This is a genomic window from Erythrobacter sp. EC-HK427, from assembly GCF_902498745.1.
Taxonomy (GTDB): domain Bacteria; phylum Pseudomonadota; class Alphaproteobacteria; order Sphingomonadales; family Sphingomonadaceae; genus Alteraurantiacibacter.
Window position 1 is genome coordinate 3,008,444 of the sequence record NZ_LR701479.1, and the last position, 18,427, is coordinate 3,026,870.

Below are 18,427 nucleotides of genomic sequence, written 5' to 3' on the forward strand. Positions count from 1 at the left end.
GCGGGTGTCGCGTGTGATGCGCATAGTGCTGGCGGCAGTCCTGCTGCCGCTGGCTGCGTGCCGCGCCGATGCGCAAAGCGAGCCTGACGTTGCTGCGGCCGATCGGCCAAGCTCTCCGGTTATCGATGAGGGCGAGATCATCCCGCCCGGGATCGAGGCGGAGCTGGCACAACGGCTGACCGAATATTGGAATACTGAACAAACCGCCATTGTCGTGAACACCATTCCAAGCCTCGCCGGACAATCCATTGAGGATTATGCCTTCACCACGTTCAACCGTTGGGGAATTGGCGCTGCCGAGACGGATCGTGGAGTGCTGATCGTGGTGGCGCGCGATGATCGCCGCTTACGCATCGAAGTGGGTTGCGGTCTGGAAAGCGTGCTAACCAATGAGGTCGCGGGCGAGATTATCGAGGATGCGATGGTGCCCGAATTCAGGAATGGTGATTTTCCCGGCGGGATCGAGGCAGGCGTCGATGCCATTATGACAACGCTGGACGAGAGCGTCGCCACACCGCGACCCACCTCGCCTGCTTGTCTGGAGGCCGCCGCATGAGGCGGATTTTTCTCCTGCTGGCAGCCCTGTTCGCCGCGCTGGCGAGCCCTGTGTCCGCGCAGACCTACACCTTCCCGCCCGCGCCAAGCGGTCCGGTGCTCGACAGCGCGGATATGCTTTCGCCGCAGGCGGAGGCCGCGCTCGATCAGCGGCTGCGCGATTACAACCGGGAAACCGGCCGCGCGATCATTGTCGCCACAGTGCCGGTGCTGCAGGATACCAGCGGCCGGTCGGTGGAGATCGAGCCATACGCCACCGCGCTCTTTGCCGAATGGGGCATTGGCGGGGCGGAGCGGGATATGGGCCTGTTGCTGCTCATTTCGCGCGATGACCGCCGGATGCGGATAGAAGTCGGATACGGCCTGCATCCGTGGTTCGGCGGTATCATGGCCGGGCGGATAATCAACGATGTGATCTCCCCGCGTTTCAAGGCGGGGGATTTTGACGGGGGCGTAACTTCGGGCGTCGATGCCATTCTCGCCCACCTCGCCACCAGCCCGGAAGATGCGATCGCCATCGAAGAGGCTGCACAGGCAGCAGCCGCGCAGGAACGCAGCGAAGGCGGTTTCCCTATCGGCACGCTGATCTGGCTCGGCTTCCTGTTCTTCTTCTTCATCCTTCCCCTGCTGGGCGGCAGGGGCAGAAGGCGGCGCTATCGCAGCGGCGTGGGCGGCGTTGTCGGCGACATTATCCTGTGGGAGGCGGGCAAGGCGATTGCGCGCGGGATCACCGATAATGACGACTGGGGCGGTGGCGGCTTCGGCGGCGGCTTTGGCGGCGGCGGTGGAGGCGGCGGATTTGGCGGCTTCGGCGGCGGTATGTCCGGCGGCGGCGGCGCGAGCGGAGGCTGGTGATGGGGTATCTGAACGAAGCACAGCACCAGCTTGTCTCCGCAGCCGTAGCCGAGGCAGAGCTGTCCACCAGCGGCGAGATTGTGCCGGTCATCGCCGACCGCTCGGATGGCTATACCGACGTGATCCTCGTCTGGGCGATTGCAGCGGCCTTCACCGCGATGAGCATTTTCGCCGCCTTCCCCGATGTCTTCCTGTCCATGGTCGACTGGCTGCTGGGCGGATGGACGCATGAATGGACCTATGGGGAAGTCATCGCCTGGGCGGTGGGCATTGGCCTCGTGACATTCGTCGCCGTGTGGGCGCTGCTGAGCTGGGATGCGCTGCGGTTCGTTTGTGTCCCCTCGCCGATCAAGGCGCAGCGGGTGCGGATGCGGGCGGTGCGGCATTTCAAGGTCGGCGCAGAGGGGCGAACCAAGGGCAAGACGGGGATTATGCTCTATCTCTCCATGCGCGAACACCGTGCGGAAATCGTCGCCGACAATTCCATCGCCTCGCTGGTGCCTGCCGAGGTTTGGGGAGAAGCGATGGCGGATATGCTCGCCGAAATCCGCAAGGGCTGCGTCGCGGAAGGGATCGCCGCCGGTGTACGCGATGTGGGCAAAGTGCTCGCCGAACACTTCCCGCGCGGCGAGGATGACGACAACGAACTTCCTGACCGCTTGATCGAAGTGTGAGCCGCCGCTAGCGCCGCTCACCATGAGCACACCCGATCACGATGCGCCGGAAGAAATCGTCTGGCAAGGCGACTGGATCACTGCGAAAAAGCGCGGGCGCTGGGAATATGTGGCGCGGGCGCGGGATATCCGTGCGGCGGTTATTCTGGCGCTGGATGGCGAGCACATCATCCTGGTCGAGCAATATCGCGTGCCGCTGGGCCAGCCTTGCCTTGAACTGCCCGCCGGGCTGATCGGCGACGATGACAGCGCGCCAGGCGAAGATCCGCTGGCGGCGGCCAAGCGCGAATTGCTCGAAGAGACCGGCTACGAGGCGGCGCATTGGGAAGTGGTCGGCGACTTCTTCTCCTCCCCCGGCATGGTGAGCGAGAGCTTTACGCTGCTCAAAGCTACAGGCCTCACCAAGACCGCGCCGGGCGGCGGGGTAGAAGGCGAGAACATCACCGTCCACCGCGTCAAACTCGCGGATTTCGCCGCCACCATCCGGGATTTCCGCAAGGGCGGGGTCGGGATCGACACGCGGATGCTGATCGCGCTTGGCCCGGAACTTTTGCACACTACATAAGCCGCCATGACCATCGAAGAGCTGATCGCCGCCGAACGCCTGCCCGATGATTATGCCGCGATTGTGGAGGGGCACTGGAAGCCACTCGCCACGCAAATCGCCCGTCGCGCCGCCAGCCGGACGCCACTGATCGTGGGGATCAATGGCGCGCAGGGATCGGGAAAGACGACCGTGTGCCGCTTCCTCGAACTGCTTCTGCAACGGCGCGGATTGCGCGCGGTCACTCTCTCGCTCGACGATCTCTACCTCACCCATGCCGAGCGGCTGCAACTCGCTGCCGAGGTGCACCCGCTGTTCGCCACGCGCGGTGTCCCGGGCACCCATGCGGTGAGCATGGCGTTCGGCATTATCGAGGATGTGCTGGCAGGTCGCGCGTTCGAAGTGCCGCGTTTCGACAAGGCGTTCGATGATCGCAGCAATGAAGTCACGCGGATCAGCGGCCCGGTTGATGTGCTGCTGTTCGAAGGCTGGTGCGTCGGAGCGGCGCCGCAAGCGCCGGACAAGCTGACGCGCCCCGTCAACGTGCTCGAAGCCGAGGAAGACCGCGATGCGGTGTGGCGCACGCTCGTCAATCACTGGCTGGGCGAGGATTACGCGCGGCTGTTCAAGCTCGTCGATGTGCTGGTGATGCTGAAGGTAGACAGTTTTGATGCGGTGATCGCCAACCGGCGGCGGCAGGAGGAGAAACTCGCCGCGCTCAATCCGCTCGGCCCCGGCGTGTTGGATGAGGACGCGCTGCACCGCTTCGTGTCGCATTACGAGCGGCTGACCCGGCATATGCTGGAGGAAATGCCCGCACGCGCCGATATGGTAATCCCGATCGACCGCAACCAGCGGCCTTGCGGGGCGTAAAACCGCTATTGTTCTGGCTGTGTGGGGGCATCGCAGCCGGAAGGGTGGGATGGAGGGAGGAAACGAGGTGGGAGGGGAATACCTCGAAATCCCGACTACGATGCAATATTACGTCTACCGCAAACTGCGCAATGCGAAATATGGGCTTTGGGCCAGTTGCCCAATGTAAATCAGATACCCGCTTCCACCGCCAGCCGGATCATATCCGCGCTGCTCTGCGCGCCCAGCTTTTCCATCGCCAGCCCGCGATGCATCTTGATGGTCTTTTCCGACAGGCCCAGCTCGTAAGCAATCTGCTTATTGCGCAGGCCACCCGCGACCATTTTCAGCACTTCAAGCTGCCGCTTTGACAGCGCCTTGACCTTTTCGGCCGCGCGCGCCCGGCGGGTGACCATGGGCGTATCCGCGCCTTCCTCCAGCTCGACCTGCGAACCGTGGAAATAGGCCAGCTCGCCCGCGTCGTCGAAAATCGGTGCCACCACCACGGCGTTGCGGAACGGGGTGCCGTCCTTCTTGTAATTCAGGATTTCGACCAGCACCGCCTTGCGTTCGCGCACACCGCCGCGGATCGCGTCGGTAAGCCAGGGTTCAGTGCCGGGACCAGCGAGGAAGCGGCAATTGCGGCCCAAAATCTCGGCCTCGCTATACCCCGTCAGGTCAATAAACGCCTGATTGCACGCGATAAGCGGGTTGTCGGGCAGCCTCGGATCGCTCACCACCGATGCAATCGGCGAGCTCGCGATCAATTCCCCGGCGACGGGGTCTGCTGTGAAGACGTGATCGTTTTCCACGGGGTGTTTTTAACCAAGCTGCCAAAGTTACGCAAAAAGGAAACATAAGCTGCGGCGCTTTGTTCCCCGATTTTGTGCCCTGTTGTGGCGACGAGGCGTGGCTCAGGCGGGACGAGCAGTCTCGACCACCCCGCCGCTCACCCGGATTGCCTGATCAGCGCAGCCTGCCGCATTGAGCGAATGCGAGACGAGCAGCACGATCCGCTGGCCGATGCTCTCGCGCAAACCGCTGATAATCCGCCGCTCCAGCTCCGGATCCATAGCCGATGTCGCCTCGTCCAGCACGAGAAGGCTGGCTGGCCGCAGCAGCGCGCGGGCAAGGCACAGACGCTGGCGCTCCCCGCCCGAAAGCCGCGCGCCGCCATCGAGCAATTCGTGGTCCAAGCCTTTGGGCAGACCGCGCACCAGCTCGGCCGCCTCGCACTGCTCCAGCACCTGCCAGATCGCGGCATCGTCCACCGCCAGATCGGGCCAGAGCATGTTGGCGCGTACGCTGTCATCGAACAGGAACGGCTCCTGCGGCGCGAAGGAGACCGCCTGTTGCCAACCCCTGCGGGTCTGCGCGGTCAGCTCCACGGCCCCGCGCGATACGCTGCCGCTGGCGGGCAGATGCAGTCCGGCGACCAGTTCCACCAACGTCGATTTGCCCGCGCCGGAGGGGCCGGAAATATGCGTCAGCGTGCCCGGCGCAAACGCAATCTGCGCGCAGTGCACCAGCACCGTCTCGCCGCCATCCTCGCCCGGCACGCTGACGCTCGCCTCGCGCAGGATCAGCGGCGCATCGGGCGACGGGATATGAGCGAGAGTTACCGGCGTGTCACGCTCTGCCTCTCCCTGCGCGGCGCGCAGAGCGGCTTCGGTTTCGCGGATCGACGTGAAGGCGGGCAGCGCATGGGCGATGGTCTGCAAACCGCCGAATGTGGCGATAAGATTGGGCGAGAGGCGCAGCACAATCGCCGCCATCACCAGCAGCTCTCCGCCGCTGAGGCCGACCAAGCCATAGCCGACCAGCAAGGTCAGCAACGCCGCGACCGACGCGCCCAGTTGCACCGCATTGCGCAGCCGCCCCTGCTGCTCGACAAATTCCACCGCCAGCGCGCGGCTCTCGGCAATCCGCGCGTCGAAACGCTGCGTTAGCGCGGCCTCGGCGCGGGCTGCCTTGGCGGCCTTCATCCCGTCCAGAAAGCGCGTCGTTTCCTGCATCACGCCGCGATTGGCGCTGGTCAGCTGCGTGCCCAAACGGTGGCTGCGCCGTGTCCAGATGATCGCCGACACCAGCCCGAAGGCGGTCAGGCCAAGCAGCACCGCACCCAGCAGCGCGCTGACAAAGAACGCGGCCACCAGATAGGCCAGCGCCATCGCCACGGTGATAAGCCCGCGCGAGAGGGCGCTCATAGTGGCGGCGAGGCGGGCGATATTGGTCGTCATCGCGTTGAGCAATTGCGCCTTGCGGAATCGCTTGATCACCGGCCAGTCCGCCTGTGCCAGCAGGGTGAAGAAGCTGCGGCGGGTGTGGTCGACAAAGCCTTGCGAGAGGCGCATCATCAGTACGTCGCGCTTCAGCAACACCGCCGCGCGCAAAGCCACAAGCAGCAGGAAGCCCGCACCCATCACCGCCAGTTGCGCGGTTACCGAGGTAACGTTCCACCCTTCCAGCATCGCGCGCAAAGTGCCGGTCAGCCCCGATTGCGTGCCGGTCTCCTGCGCGAACAGGGTCTCGGCCACCGGCAAGAGCAGCACCAGCCCCGCCCCTTCGAGCAAGGCCGCGAGCAGGATGATCGCCAGCGTCGAGGCGATGCTGCCGCGCGCAAAGGCGAAGATCGCCCGGAGCAGGGCGCGCAAGCTCGCCAGCGGTGGCTCTAGCTCAGGTGGCTGCATCGTTTGGCCCCGCCTGCACCATTTCCTGATGCGCTGCCTGTTCGCGCGCGCCGGTCACCACTTCACCGCCCGCCAGCAGCCAAGCGTGGAAATGCATCGTCCCCGCGCCGTCCTCGCGGCGGGAGCCGATCACGATGCGCGAGGGGATACCGCGCCGTGCCAACACCCAGCGCGCCGCCATCGCCTGCGGCAGGCACACCGCGTCGAACAGCCGCACACCGCGCGCGACATGGGCGACAATCCGCCCGACGCCTTGCGCCTGTTCGATCCGCGCTGCCGGAAGGTCTTCCGCCGCGTGCGTGTCCATGTCGCCCAGCAAATGCTTCCACCGCCCCAGCCGGACAAAGCGGGTGAGAAAGCGCGCCGCGGCAAGGCCGAGCCAGATCTCGACATACAGCGCGCGCCGCCGGAGGAATCGGGTCACTTGCATCCGCCAACCGCCTATCAGAGCTTTGACGCCATCCAAAACAGCGCGTTGTCGATCGTGCTGCGCAGGCGCGGCGGATGGGTGCCGAAAACGGGGGGATTGCGCCGGATTCCGGTGGCGCGGAGCAGCCGCTGCGGGAACGGGGTGCGGGCATCGTAACCCAGCCGCTCGGCAATCATCGCGCAGTGCCGCTGCATCAGTGCATCGTCTGCGGGGACATTGCTGTGGGCGAGCCAGTCCGCCACCAGCGCCTCCCCCCACAGATCGCCGACCATGCGCAGGCCCGCCACGATAGCCTCTTCGCAGTGAAGGAGACGCGCATTGGCGAGAACCACGGGGATGAGCTCCCGCTCCACCCGTTGCGCCAGCATCGCGCCATCGGCGAGCCATTTGAGCCTGTCCCAATATGTCCATGCGCCGTGGATCAGCAGGTAGAGCACATATTCGGGATTGCTCAGGCTCGGCCAGTTGTTGTCTCCGGGTTCGGGGTCGCTCCAACAGGGGGGCGGGTGCACTAGCAGACGCGAATGCAGTTCGAGCTGCACGCCATAATCCGGATCACCCACGCCGATTTCCTTGAACCGCCCGATGAGCAGCCGCGCCTTGCGCATCCCCTGGTGCGCGGGTTTGCCGGAGACGAGAAAGCCGTTCGCCGCCGCGATGCCCAGCGCGTCCTGCATCGCCGCCGCGCCGATCAGCAGGTCGATATCCTTGGAATAGCGCAAACCCGCATCGCCATAGAGCGCCGCGCCGAGTTCCCAGCCTTTGACCACCAGCGCATTGTGCCCGCGCTCTGCCAGCCAACCGGTGAACCTTTGCGTCGCCGCACGGTGGCGCAGTTGGCGGCGAACATTGCGCTCATAAGACCCGCGCAGCAGCGCACCGACCGCCGCATCACCATCGGCCCTCCCAGCCAGCGCATGGTGGAGCAAGGGGCCGACACGGTGGCGGCGCATCGCCCATTCGGCCTGCGCCAGCGTGAGCGGTGGTGCCTCCTCAGATGCCAACCCGAGCGCAGGACGCAAATGCGCGGCGAGCAGTCGGATTTCGGGCGCGATTGCCGTCATCTCTCCCCCGCCCGTTTGACCCTCAGGCGCTCAGTCTTCCCACCAATAGGGTGCGCGGGTGCTGTCACCACTCGCCACTTCGTTGAGCGTTGCCGCATCATAGGCGCGCCCGCCGATCACGACCGTTTCCACCGTTTCGGTGTTGCGGATGTTCTCCAGCGGATTGCCTGTCAGGATCACCAGATCCGCCAGCTTGCCAACCTCCAGCGAGCCGATTTCGCTGTCCATGCCGAGCGAGCGGGCCGCGCCGATGGTCGCTGTCTCCAGCGCATCGACTTCGCTCATCCCGCCGCGCGCGAAGCTCCAGATTTCCCAGTGGATGTCGATCCCCGCCTGCTGGCCGTGGCCCCCGGCGGCGACTTCCACTCCGCGCTCGGCCACGCGCGCGGCTTCGCGGGCGATATCGTCGTCGACGAAATTGCTTTCGGGCGCGGTCGTGCGGCGCGAAGTTTCGGCGCGCAGGATAGCGGGCGGCGTATGCGCTTGCAGCAGCGGCTGCTCGAACGCATTGGTCGCCTGCCGCCAATAGGGATCGCCCGCCAGGCCGCCATAACCGACCACCAGCGTGGGGGTGTAATTGGTGTCCGCCCCGGCCATGAATTGCAGCACGTCCTCGTAGAAGTGTTCGACCGGAATATTGTGCTCCAGCGTCGAATTGCCGTCGGCGATCAGGTTCAGATCCATGCCGAACAGCGAGCCGCCTTCGGCCACCACCAGCATATTCTCGCGCCGTGCGGCCTCGACCACCATCTGCCGCTGCTCGCGGCGGGGCTGGTTGTAGTTCTTCACGCTCGGCGCGCCCTCGGCCCGCAGGCGGCGCACATGGTCGAGCGCGTCCTCCAGACTGTCGATCTGCGCATAGGCATAGGGGCTGCGCGCGCCGTAGATTATGCGCCCGGTGCTGAACATCCGCGGGGCGAGCAGTTCGCCGGTGCGCTGCATATCCTCGGCCACGAAGAACGCGCTTTCGGTGGAGGGGTTGTGGATCGTCGTGGTGCCCAGCGCCAGCGCCTGTTGCAGCGCCCAGTTCTGCTGCGGCACCAGTTCATTGGTGGCGACAGTGCCGTGCGCGTGGGCATCGATAATGCCGGGGATGATCGTGCGACCGCTCGCATCAATGGTGGGCGTGCCCGCCGGAATGCTGACCTCGCCTGCCGCGCCGATGGCGGCGATCATATCGCCTTCGATCAGGATCGTGCCGTTTTCAATCACCCCGCCATTTTCATCCGCCATGGTAACAATTCGCGCGCCGGTTATGGCGAGCCTGCCATCAGCCCGGTCCGCCGCCACGGTGCGCAGCAGCGACACGCCGGTTTCGGGCTGGGTGTAGCTGCGATCCTCGCCCTCGGCAGGCGGGGCGGAGGGGAAGAGCTCGCTCACCTCCGCAGTGAACAGCGTCGGCCCCAAAGACCAGTGCAGCCGTTCCCCGCCGCTCGCCCAGTGGACATAGGCCGCGCCGCTATCCGAGACTTCGACGACCGGCAGAGCCCGCGCGCTGCCCGACAGGGTCACCGTCTGCCCGCCCGGCATCAGCGGAACGGCATAGGCGTCGTAATTCTCGGTAAAGGCGACATAGCGGCCATTGGGGGCGACGTGATAGCTCGTCACCATTTCGCCCGTGGCATGGGTGCGCTCGGCCTCTCCGTTCAGATCGGTGGAGACGAGCACCTGGTTGCCGCCGGAGGAGCCCGTCATAAAGATGCGGTCATTCTCCGCACCGAAATGCGGGAGGCTGTGTTCGCGGCTCACCAGCACCATCGCGCCGCCCCTGGCGGGCATCCGGTAGACGCCGGGATTGTCGCTATATTCGGGCGCGGTCAGCCCGCCGCCCTCGCCGCGTTCGAACACGATGGTCTGCCCGTCGGGCGAGAAATGCGGGCGCGAATAGTGGCCGGGTTGCGAGGTGACCGTGCGGCTGCCCGAACCATTGGGCGCGATCGTGCGGATTTCGCCAAGGCCGGCATCGGTCCAATGGACATAGACAATGCGCGAACCGTCGCGGCTCCAGCTGGGGAACAGCTCGCGCGCGTCGCCGCCGCCGCTGGTCAGCCTGCGCGGGGTGCCGCCGCTGGCCGGCATGGTGTAAAGCCGCCCGAGGCTTTCAAACACCACGGTGCGGCCATCGGGCGATACGGCGGGGAAGCGCGCCATCGTCACCTCCACCTGATCGACCGCCACGGCAATTTGCGGGCGCGGCGCGGGCAACACGCCGCGCGTGTCATTGATGCTGAAGGGTATTTGCGCGAGGCCGGTGCCATCGGCATTGATCCGGTTGATATGTCCGCCCGACCAGAACACGATCGAGCGGCTGTCAGGCGTCCAGTCCATGTTCGGATAGACGCCAGTAACGGCCCAGGTCTCCATCACATCACGGTCGAGATCGTCATAGATGCGGGTAGTCTCCCCGCTCGCCAGATTGCGGATATAGAGACCCGTCTGCATATCCTCGCGCCGCACGAAAGCCAGCATCGTGCCGTCGGGCGAAGGCGTGGGCCGCACCGCGCCGCCAAGGCCCGATACCGCAGTGGTCACCTCGCCCGTCGCCATGTCATAGCGTTCGATATTGAACAGGTCGGTGTTCGAATCCTGCGCGTAGATAAACGTGCTGCCGGGGGTGACGTTGCGGGTGTAGTAGACCGCGCTGCCATCGGGCGCGAAGATCGGTTCGCCCAGTTCCTTCTGATGCTGTTCATTGGGCCGCGCGACCAATTGCACGCCCGCGCCGCCGGAAATATGGTACATCCACACCTCCCCTGTGCCGAGGCTGCGCCCGGTGGTGAAGTGCTTCTTCGCAACGATAAACTGCCCGTCGGGCGACCAGCTGGGCTGGTGCATCAGGCGGAAATCCTCATTGGTCAGCTGCCGCGCGTCGGTGCCATCGGCATTCATCACCCAGATATTGTCCCCCCCGCCGCGATCAGAGGTGAAAGCAATTCGGCTGCCATCGGGCGAAAAGCGCGGCTGCACTTCCCACGCCAGCCCCTCGGCAATGCGCGTGGGCGTGCCGCCGCTGATCGGCATGGTGTAGATATCGCCGAGCATAGAAAAAGCGATGGTCTGCCCGTCGGGCGCAACATCCACGTCCATCCATGTGCCTTCATCGGTGGCGATGGGCACCTGCGTGATTTCGACACCGGGCGGATTGTTCACATCCCACTCCGTGCTCTCCGCCTCGCTTGCCGCCTCCTCCTGCGCAAACGCCGCGCTGGCGGCGAAGAGACTGGTGGCGGCGAGGAGCGAAGCAATGCGGCGCATGGGCGTGTCCTGTATTCGTTACAACTGAAACGCCTTCATACCGCACAGGGGGCGCGGTGCAATGTGTGAGCGCATCGCAGCATTCAATGCGTCTGTCCGATGCTCATCCTTGCAGTGGTTGCTTTTAGTGGGTTAGATGTCGCCGCGAAATCGCTGTAAGCAATGGGGAAATGCAATGTCGGGATGGACGCTGTTCGCATCATCTGCCTTCCTCACTGCGCTGCTTTCGTGCTCAGCCGTGAGCGGCGGGGCCGAAACGGAGCAGGGGTTCCATGGAAATACCGTTGAAATTGGGGAAGAGTTTGCCCCCTGCGATGGATGCCCAGCTTTCATCAGAGTTCCGCAGTCACCCGCAGACCTTCGCCCGATTACCTTCGTCTCAAAGTTCGAGCTTACATGGAACAATTACTGGCAGGCGGTGGATGCTGGTGCCTGCCCGGCACCAATCCTCGGCGAGAACTTCGGAAGAGCAATCGATCTAAACGAGCGGTCAGAATTGGTTGCACAGTTACGGTTGGACTGGCCGATAGCTGAGCTCAATGATGCTGAAATTGAATGTTATGTTGCTTGGCTTGAGTCGGTGTCAGGCGCGGATTTGGCGCTTCCGACAGTCCAAGAATGGGAATGGTTTGCGAGTTCCGGCAATCCATCCCGAAGGTTTCCATGGGGAGACGATATCGATCCTACCCGCGAGGCGTTAAGTACAAGGGATTTGGTCGGAATTCCATTTGCTTCTCCTTGGTCAGGAGGCCGTCCAAGTGCCGACATTTTCCCTCACGTCCAAGGAAAGCGAGTGGGTTCATTCCCACCAAGCGAGTGGGGATTATACGATGTTTTGGGCAATGTGACTGAATTGACCGAAGAGCGGATCACCGCGCAAAATCGATCAGCTTATGAAGACCAATTCGACTTTTCGAACAATCCTCCGCAGCTCGAAGAAGCCTTAATGAAAGGCTATCAGATCGGGCAATGGAGTAGCCCGGTATGGCAAGACGGCATCGAGCGTACGTCGCGGGTGTCGATATACTCATACGGTTTCAGCGCGCCTGTAGGCATTAGGCTGGTGATTGTAGGTGAACGCCAATAGCCAGGATCTTCGTCGAGCGTCCTTAGGAGCTGACAGGTAATCGCTCCTATTATGCGCTTCGACGGGCCTAGCATCAGCGGCGTTGGCAGTGAACCAACCCCATCTCCGAACATGCGCATTCCCCCGTCGACAAGTTCCGCCATTATCTCGCGCTTCACCGCATTGTTCCTATATGACGCGAATAACCCGGAGACTTGCGTTTGCTTGCCCAGTTCACTCTTGCCGGTTGGGGCGCCTACCGCCCTGCTAACACAGTGCCCTCGACCGCGCTCGATGTGGCGGGCGGGCAGGCGGCTGGCTGGACACAGGCGCAATTCGGCATTGCCGAGCGCGGGGTTTCCTCTCCGCAAGAAACCAGCAGCATGATGGGCGCGGCGGCGTGCCGAACCGCGCTCGAACGCGCTGGCTGGGACGAAGGCGCGTTCGATGTGCTGATTGGCGGGTGCGGGGTGATGGAGCAGCCCATCCCCTCCACTTCCGCGCTGGTGCAGGGCAGGCTCGGGCTTGGCGCTTCGGGCATTGCGGCGTTCGATGTGAACCAGACGTGCCTCTCCTTCATGACCGCGCTCGATATCGCGGCGATGGGTCTGACAAGCGGTCGCTGGAAACGCGCGCTTGTGTTCTCCGCCGACATCGCGACCGCGGGCCTCGATCCGGCCAATGCCAAAACCCGCTCGATTTTCGGCGACGGCGCGGCGGCGGTGGCGATTGAGGCGGGTGACGGGCCAGCCGGATTGCTGGCCAGCCGGTTTGCGACCTTCGGCCAGCATCATGCGCTGGCGCAGCTGCGTTCCGGCGGCACGAAATTGCGCGTGAGCGAGGGGTATGATGCGCTGCTGGCAGGCTCCTATTTCGAGATGGACGCCTTCGGCATTTTCAAGGCGGCGGCCAAGGCCTTGCCCGGCGTGATTAACGGGGCGCTGGCGGATGCAGGAATGTCCCGCGACGATCTCGCCTGCGTCATCTGCCACCAGGCGAGCGCGCCCGGCGTCGAGCACGTCCGCCGCCTGTTCGCGCCTGCGGAAGACCGCGTCGTCAATATCTTCGCCACCCACGGCAACCAGATCGCCGCCTCGATCCCCACCTGCCTTGCCCATGCGCTGGAGAGCGGCGCGGCGAAGGCGGGCGATCGGATCATGCTGCTCGGCACCGCCGCAGGCATCAGCGCGGGCGCGATGGTGGTGCAATTGTGAGCGTCTCCAAAGTCCTCATCACCGGCGCGACCGGCGGGCTTGGAGGGGCGCTGCTGCGCGAGGCTGGCGCGCGCGGATGGAGTATCAAGGCGACGGGGCGGAGCGCCTTGCATGACGCAAGCGTGGAGTTCATCCCCGCCGATCTCGCCGCGCCCGCTGCCGACCTCGCCCCGCTGGTGGAAGGCTGCGACACCGTCATTCACGCCGCCGCGCTCTCGGCAAGCTGGGGCAGTGCGGAGGCGTTCGAGCGGGCCAATGTGCTGGCGACGCAGCGCCTGCTTGCCGCGGCTCAGGCTGCAGGTGTGGCACGGTTCACCTTCGTCTCTTCGCCCTCCATCTTCGCTCGTCTGCGCGACCAAGTGGGCATCACCGAGGCGACCCCGCCCGCCGAGCCTGCATTGAACCATTACGCCCGCACCAAGCTGGCGGCGGAGCGCATGGTGCTCGCCGCCGCCAGCGATGGCTTTGCCACCTGCGCCATCCGCCCGCGCGCTTTGGTGGGCGAAGGCGACCGCGTTATCATGCCGCGCCTCATCGAAATCGCGCAGCGCCCGCGCGTGCCCTTCCCTCGCGGTGGCCGCGCGCTCATCGAAATGACAGATTTGCGCGATGTCGCCTGGGCGGTGTGCGAGGCGGCGGAACGGTGCGCGGCGACCAGCGGCAAGGCGGTGAATATCAGCGGGGGCAAGCCCATGCCTGTGGCGCAGGTGGCGCAGGCGGTGGCGGACGCGATTGGCACCTCGCCCAAGCTGGTCGATTTGCCCGTGCCGGTGGCGACCGCTCTGGCAACCGTCCTCGAATTTGGCGCGCGCGCTTTTCGCTCCGGCAAGGAGCCACCGATCACCCGCTACACGCTTTCCACCATGGCCTATTCGCAGACCTTTGACCTTGCAGGCGCAAAGGCGATGCTGGGTTACGAACCCCGCTATGACGCGCTCGAAACGCTGCTCGCCGAAGTCAGGAAGACGCTGTGAAGCGCGTGGGCTTCCGCTGGCTGGAGCGCGGATCGTGCCGCCATCCCGAATTCGGGATGATCCAGGGCGGCAGCCTCTGCCCGGTGGATTTCCCCGCGCTGGTGGGCGTGATCGCGCATCCGGAACGCGGGTTGTTCCTGTTCGACACCGGCTATGACCCGGCCTTTATCGAAGCGACCGGGCCCTTCCCCGAACGCATCTACCGCTGGACGACCCCCGCCAGCATCGGCGCGGGCGAGGAATGGCGGGCGTGGCTGGCGGCGCATGATATTGCCGAAGACGAGATCGCGGGCCTGATCGTCTCGCATTTCCACGGCGACCATGTGGCGGGCGCGCGCCATCTCGCGGGCCTGCCAATGTATTGCGCACGCGTTGGCCTTACGGCGCTGCGCAGCGGCAGCCGGTTGGCGCGGGTGCGCAAGGGGCTGCTCTCCGCTTTGGTGCCGCAGACGATGGAGGGGCAGGCGTGCTTCTTCGAGGATGCGCCAGAAGTCCCGCTGCCTTCTGCCTTTGCGCCTTTCACGCGAGGGCGCGATATTCTGGGCGATGGCAGCCTGCTGATGGTGGAGCTTCCGGGCCATTGCGCGGGCCACTGGGGGCTGGCGTTTGTGACCGGGGAGGGGCAGGCGGTGCTGCTGGCGGGCGACGCAGTCTACACCTCGCGCGCGATCACCGAAAACACGCCGCCGCCGCGCTATGTGACGGGAATGCTGGGCGATACGGCGACCTATCGGCAAACGCTGGCGCAGCTGGTGCTGGCGCGGGCGGGCAATGCGGAGCTGGCGATCCTCCCCTCGCACTGCCCCATCGCCGCCGCTGCTTTCCGGGGCGGGGATGACGCGTAGCGCGATCCTTGCCTCTTGGTGGCGCACCAAGCGGGCGATGCGGCTGTTCGAGTATGACCTTGTGCAACTGCGCGCGAAAAAATGGGCGGCGCTCCAACCGGTGATTGCAGCGACGCCCGCTCTGGCGGCGTATGCGGGACGGCCCCTCGCCGAGTTTCCGGTGGTCGAACCCGCGCAGATCCGCGCCGATTACGGGCGGTGGAATGCGCTGGGCCTTTCGCATGAGGAACTCACCGCGATGGCCGATGCTGCCGAACCGGGTGAACCTGCCGGGGGGCTGACCGCAGGCTGGTCAACCGGCACGGGCGGCGGCGCGCGCGGCCTGTTTGTTGCCTCGCCAGCGGAACGCGCCGACTATGTCGGGCAAAGCCTCGCCCGCTTGCTGCCTGCCAAGGCCCTGCTGCAACGCCAGCGCATCGCGCTGCATTTGCGGGCGAACAGCGCGCTCTATGCCGATGTGTCGGGCGGGCGGATGGCCTTCCGGCATTTCCCGCTGGAGGCTGGTATTGCGGAGACGGCGGCGGCGCTTGACGCCTTCGCGCCCACCATCCTGATCGCCCCGCCGCATCGCTTGCTGGCGCTCGCCAAGGCCGGAGCGAAGCTGCCGCAGCTACGCCACCTGCTTTTCGGCAGCGAGCCGATGAGTCCCAAAGAGCAGGCCTTTGTCGGCACACATTTCGGTGTTTCCCCGCGCGCGATCTATCAGGCGACCGAGGGGTTCCTTGGCGCGGAATGCGCGCATGGCCTGCTGCACCCGAACCATCACGCGATCGCATTCGAGCTGGTTTTCAACGAAGCGGCGGGCTGCCATCAATGCGTGGTGACCGACCTGCACCGCCACAGCCAGCCCATTGTGCGGGTCTTGCTCGATGATGTGATCGAAATCGCGCGGCAACGCTGGCGCTGCCTGTGCGGAATGCATGGCCTCGCGATCAAGCCGCCGCAGGGGCGCGTGCAGGATATCTGGCATTATCCGCACCTATCGCCGGTTGCGCCCGGCCGGGTGGTCAAAGCAGTCGAGGGCCCGCTGGGAGGCAAGCACGCGTGGCGGGCAGTCGGGTGGCCGCAGGGCGTTGTGCTCACTGTCGATCCCGCCGCGCCCGACAAGGCGTCGGCAACCGCGCGTGACCGGCTTGCGGAGCTGGTTCCGGTCGCTGTCGAACTGCTGCGGGAGCCGGTTGCGCAGGACGGCCCCAAGCGGCGCAAGGTTGCGTGGCACGATGGCTAGGCGCGTGTTCATTACCGGCGCGCGGGCAGCCGCCGCGCTCGATCTGGCGCGCGATTTTGCCGCCGCCGGATGGGACGTCCATGCCGCCGATTGCAGCCCGGCGCGGATCATGCGCTGGTCGCGGGCGGCGACTAAGGTACACCGCTACGCCTCACCCGTTGCCGATCCGCCCGGCTTCCAGCGCGATGTGAAGGCGTTGCTGGAGCAACTCGCGCCCGATCTGGTGCTGCCCACTTGCGAGGAGGTGTTCCACCTCGCCTCGCCCGGTCTGGCAGAGGCGCTGGCGGGCCGCCTGTTCGCCCCGCCGCTCGCCACGCTGCGGATGCTGCACGACAAGCACGCTTTTGCCGCAGCTTGCCAAGATTGGGGCATCGCCGCGCCGGAGAGTCATCTGCTCACGCGGCGCGAGCAAATGCCCGAATTTGCCGCGCAGCCCGGCGCATGGGTGTTCAAACCGGTCTTCAGCCGCTTTGGCGAAAGCACACGTATTGGTCTGACGTCACAGGATATTCTTAACCTCAACCTTGATGGAGGTTTGCCTCTTATGTCGCAGCGCCGGGTGCATGGGGAGGAGGTCTGCTTCTACGCCGTAGCGCAAGCGGGCGCCCTAACGGCCTTCGCCGCCTATCGCTCGGCATGGCGATTGGGTGGCGGGGCGAGCTTCGCCTTCTCGCCCGTTTCCAATACGTTGCAAGCACAATTGAAAGCCATTGCAAGCGAGATCGCCCAAAACGCTGACCTGACCGGACAATTCGCCTGCGATGCCATAATTGACGATAGCGGCACACCTTGGCTGATCGAATGCAACCCGCGTGCCACCAGCGGCGTTCACCAGCTTGCAGGCAGGGGTGCCCTCGCCCGCGCGATTGCCGATGCCGAGCCTTGTCCGGACACGCCGCAATCCGAGACATATCTCGGCCCCGCTATAGCCGTGTTCGGGTTGCCACTGGCCATGCGTTCGGGTCGTGTGGCAAAGTGGCGCGCGACGATGCGAAACGGACACGATGCCATTTCCCGCCCGGGCGACCGGATGCCGATCATAGGCGCGCTTGCCGATGCGGCGGGCTTTGCTTTGAGCGGCGTAAAGCACGGAATTTCAACGACCTCTGCCACCACAAGCGACATCGAATGGAACGGGGAGCAATTGCCATGAGCGCCTTCCCCGACGCCGTCCGCAATGCCTGGCACATGGTCGCCCTGTCGCGCGACATCGGCGCAGCTAGTATACGTCAAGTTTACGTCTGCGGCACACCCGTAGTCCTTTGGGGCACACCAGATGGCCCCGCCGCGCTGATCGACCGCTGCCCGCATCGCAATTACCCCTTGTCCGAGGGGCGCGTGATCGATGGCGCGATCGAGTGCGGCTATCACGGCTGGCGGTTTGACGGCGCGGGACGCTGCGTCGCGGTGCCGGGGTGCGTGTTGGACGGGCCGGACAAAAAGCTCGACGCCCAACCAGTCAGACTCGCCGAGCGGCATGGCGCGATCTTCGTCGCGCTGTCTGACGACGCACCCGCCGAACCGCCCCTCCCCCCTGATTTCGGCAATCCCGATCTCGACCATTTCTGGTGGCAGCAAGGCACGTGGCGCGGGCGCGCCTATGACGCCATCGAGAATGTGATGGACCCGTTCCACACCAACCATTTGCATCACGGTTTCATCCGGCGGCGCGACAAGCGCCTTCCGGTAGATCTGGTGGTGACCACGCATGCTGACGGAATCGATATGGCCATCGCGCAGACGCAGCCCGATCTCGGCCTGATGTCGCGCTTTCTGGAGAAAGACCGCGAGCGGAGCATCACCCGCTATTACCCACCGACTACTGTGCAAGCGCGGTGGGAGGGGACTGAGAAACTCACCCTGTGCGTCACCGCGATCTTCACCCCCGCCACCGAGGGGACGTTCACTCCCTTCGCGCGCTTTTCCACTCCCAAAGGCCTCGCACCCGGCTGGCTCAAGCAAGCCGCCATCCGGCTGTTCCTGCGACCCGTGGTGGCGCAGGACAGGCGGGCTTTGGCGAAGCAATATGCGGTGATGGAGGCGTTTGGGAACCCGCAATTTGTTTCGGGGCCGGGAGATATTCTGGGGGGGCGCCTGCACCGGTTGTGGAAGGGCGAGCGGCTGGAGCCGGGGCAGGATGAGACTGTGCGGGGGGAGCTTTAGGGCTTGAACGAAATCTCC

17 protein-coding genes are annotated in these 18,427 nt (G+C 65.1%); 12 read left to right on the forward strand and 5 right to left on the reverse strand.

Features of this window, described 5'->3' with window-relative positions:
- The first annotated feature begins 16 nt into the window (after positions 1-16).
- The 5 genes from GC121_RS14720 to GC121_RS14740 are packed head-to-tail and all read left to right on the forward strand — an operon-like array spanning position 17 to position 3,501.
- Positions 17-556, forward strand: a complete 540-nt coding sequence (locus GC121_RS14720; RefSeq protein ID WP_151975433.1) for a YgcG family protein — start codon at positions 17-19, stop codon at positions 554-556.
- Complete coding sequence (locus GC121_RS14725) at positions 553-1,410, forward strand: YgcG family protein (RefSeq protein WP_151975434.1); 858 nt, start codon at positions 553-555, stop codon at positions 1,408-1,410. Before GC121_RS14720 ends, GC121_RS14725 begins: the two co-directional genes overlap by 4 nt.
- Positions 1,410-2,084 (forward strand): TPM domain-containing protein, encoded by a 675-nt coding sequence (locus GC121_RS14730; RefSeq protein ID WP_151975435.1) that lies wholly within the window; start codon positions 1,410-1,412, stop codon positions 2,082-2,084. Before GC121_RS14725 ends, GC121_RS14730 begins: the two co-directional genes overlap by 1 nt.
- 22 nt (positions 2,085-2,106) lie before the next feature.
- Positions 2,107-2,649, forward strand: a complete 543-nt coding sequence (locus tag GC121_RS14735) for an NUDIX hydrolase (protein WP_151975436.1) — start codon at positions 2,107-2,109, stop codon at positions 2,647-2,649.
- 6 nt (positions 2,650-2,655) lie between these two features.
- Entirely contained in the window at positions 2,656-3,501 is an 846-nt protein-coding gene (locus GC121_RS14740; RefSeq protein ID WP_151975437.1) for a kinase, read from the forward strand.
- A gap of 170 nt (positions 3,502-3,671) precedes the next feature.
- On the opposite strand, the gene GC121_RS14745 is transcribed toward GC121_RS14740, so the two are convergent.
- The 5 genes from GC121_RS14745 to GC121_RS14765 all read right to left on the reverse strand — a co-directional run bounded on the left by GC121_RS14745 (position 3,672) and on the right by GC121_RS14765 (position 10,919).
- On the reverse strand, positions 3,672-4,292 hold the full coding sequence (locus GC121_RS14745; RefSeq protein ID WP_234421287.1) for a helix-turn-helix transcriptional regulator: 621 nt from the start codon (positions 4,290-4,292) through the stop codon (positions 3,672-3,674).
- 102 nt (positions 4,293-4,394) lie between these two features.
- The gene (locus GC121_RS14750) at positions 4,395-6,170 is read right to left on the reverse strand and encodes an ABC transporter ATP-binding protein (protein WP_151975438.1); all 1,776 of its coding nucleotides are present in this window, start codon (positions 6,168-6,170) and stop codon (positions 4,395-4,397) included.
- On the reverse strand, positions 6,157-6,594 hold the full coding sequence (locus tag GC121_RS14755) for a lasso peptide biosynthesis B2 protein (RefSeq protein ID WP_199857890.1): 438 nt from the start codon (positions 6,592-6,594) through the stop codon (positions 6,157-6,159). The genes GC121_RS14750 and GC121_RS14755 overlap by 14 nt, the downstream gene beginning before the upstream one ends.
- Before the next feature lie 20 nt (positions 6,595-6,614).
- Positions 6,615-7,664 (reverse strand): nucleotidyltransferase family protein, encoded by a 1,050-nt coding sequence (locus GC121_RS14760; RefSeq protein WP_151975440.1) that lies wholly within the window; start codon positions 7,662-7,664, stop codon positions 6,615-6,617.
- A gap of 30 nt (positions 7,665-7,694) precedes the next feature.
- Positions 7,695-10,919 (reverse strand): amidohydrolase family protein, encoded by a 3,225-nt coding sequence (locus tag GC121_RS14765; protein ID WP_151975441.1) that lies wholly within the window; start codon positions 10,917-10,919, stop codon positions 7,695-7,697.
- Between the two features lie 238 nt (positions 10,920-11,157).
- On the opposite strand from GC121_RS14765, the gene GC121_RS14770 reads away from it, so the two are divergent.
- The 7 genes from GC121_RS14770 to GC121_RS14795 all read left to right on the forward strand — a co-directional run bounded on the left by GC121_RS14770 (position 11,158) and on the right by GC121_RS14795 (position 18,409).
- Positions 11,158-12,006 carry an SUMF1/EgtB/PvdO family nonheme iron enzyme gene (locus GC121_RS14770; RefSeq protein ID WP_199857891.1) on the forward strand — a complete coding sequence of 283 codons (849 nt, stop codon included), beginning with the start codon at positions 11,158-11,160 and terminating at the stop codon, positions 12,004-12,006.
- Between the two features lie 254 nt (positions 12,007-12,260).
- Positions 12,261-13,199, forward strand: coding sequence for a 3-oxoacyl-[acyl-carrier-protein] synthase III C-terminal domain-containing protein (locus tag GC121_RS14775; protein ID WP_199857892.1), 939 nt, complete (start codon positions 12,261-12,263; stop codon positions 13,197-13,199).
- On the forward strand, positions 13,196-14,173 hold the full coding sequence (locus GC121_RS14780) for an NAD-dependent epimerase/dehydratase family protein (RefSeq protein ID WP_199857893.1): 978 nt from the start codon (positions 13,196-13,198) through the stop codon (positions 14,171-14,173). The genes GC121_RS14775 and GC121_RS14780 overlap by 4 nt, the downstream gene beginning before the upstream one ends.
- Positions 14,170-15,018 carry an MBL fold metallo-hydrolase gene (locus GC121_RS14785; protein ID WP_151975444.1) on the forward strand — a complete coding sequence of 283 codons (849 nt, stop codon included), beginning with the start codon at positions 14,170-14,172 and terminating at the stop codon, positions 15,016-15,018. Before GC121_RS14780 ends, GC121_RS14785 begins: the two co-directional genes overlap by 4 nt.
- Positions 15,008-16,246 carry a hypothetical protein gene (locus GC121_RS15560; RefSeq protein WP_199857894.1) on the forward strand — a complete coding sequence of 413 codons (1,239 nt, stop codon included), beginning with the start codon at positions 15,008-15,010 and terminating at the stop codon, positions 16,244-16,246. The genes GC121_RS14785 and GC121_RS15560 overlap by 11 nt, the downstream gene beginning before the upstream one ends.
- Positions 16,239-17,399, forward strand: a complete 1,161-nt coding sequence (locus GC121_RS14790; protein ID WP_199857895.1) for an ATP-grasp domain-containing protein — start codon at positions 16,239-16,241, stop codon at positions 17,397-17,399. Before GC121_RS15560 ends, GC121_RS14790 begins: the two co-directional genes overlap by 8 nt.
- Entirely contained in the window at positions 17,396-18,409 is a 1,014-nt protein-coding gene (locus tag GC121_RS14795; RefSeq protein ID WP_151975446.1) for an aromatic ring-hydroxylating dioxygenase subunit alpha, read from the forward strand. Before GC121_RS14790 ends, GC121_RS14795 begins: the two co-directional genes overlap by 4 nt.
- Positions 18,410-18,427 lie beyond the last annotated feature (18 nt).

What these genes read in the sequence shown, in the direction of transcription:
- GC121_RS15560 (WP_199857894.1), top strand. Translation starts at nt 15,008, where the DNA reads ATGACGCGTAGCGCGATCCTTGCCTCTTGGTGGCGCACCAAGCGGGCG.
- GC121_RS14760 (WP_151975440.1), bottom strand. Translation starts at nt 7,664, where the DNA reads ATGACGGCAATCGCGCCCGAAATCCGACTGCTCGCCGCGCATTTGCGT.
- GC121_RS14795 (WP_151975446.1), top strand. Translation starts at nt 17,396, where the DNA reads ATGAGCGCCTTCCCCGACGCCGTCCGCAATGCCTGGCACATGGTCGCC.
- GC121_RS14735 (WP_151975436.1), top strand. Translation starts at nt 2,107, where the DNA reads ATGAGCACACCCGATCACGATGCGCCGGAAGAAATCGTCTGGCAAGGC.
- GC121_RS14740 (WP_151975437.1), top strand. Translation starts at nt 2,656, where the DNA reads ATGACCATCGAAGAGCTGATCGCCGCCGAACGCCTGCCCGATGATTAT.
- GC121_RS14790 (WP_199857895.1), top strand. Translation starts at nt 16,239, where the DNA reads ATGGCTAGGCGCGTGTTCATTACCGGCGCGCGGGCAGCCGCCGCGCTC.
- GC121_RS14730 (WP_151975435.1), top strand. Translation starts at nt 1,410, where the DNA reads ATGGGGTATCTGAACGAAGCACAGCACCAGCTTGTCTCCGCAGCCGTA.
- GC121_RS14765 (WP_151975441.1), bottom strand. Translation starts at nt 10,919, where the DNA reads ATGCGCCGCATTGCTTCGCTCCTCGCCGCCACCAGTCTCTTCGCCGCC.
- GC121_RS14750 (WP_151975438.1), bottom strand. Translation starts at nt 6,170, where the DNA reads ATGCAGCCACCTGAGCTAGAGCCACCGCTGGCGAGCTTGCGCGCCCTG.
- GC121_RS14725 (WP_151975434.1), top strand. Translation starts at nt 553, where the DNA reads ATGAGGCGGATTTTTCTCCTGCTGGCAGCCCTGTTCGCCGCGCTGGCG.
- GC121_RS14720 (WP_151975433.1), top strand. Translation starts at nt 17, where the DNA reads ATGCGCATAGTGCTGGCGGCAGTCCTGCTGCCGCTGGCTGCGTGCCGC.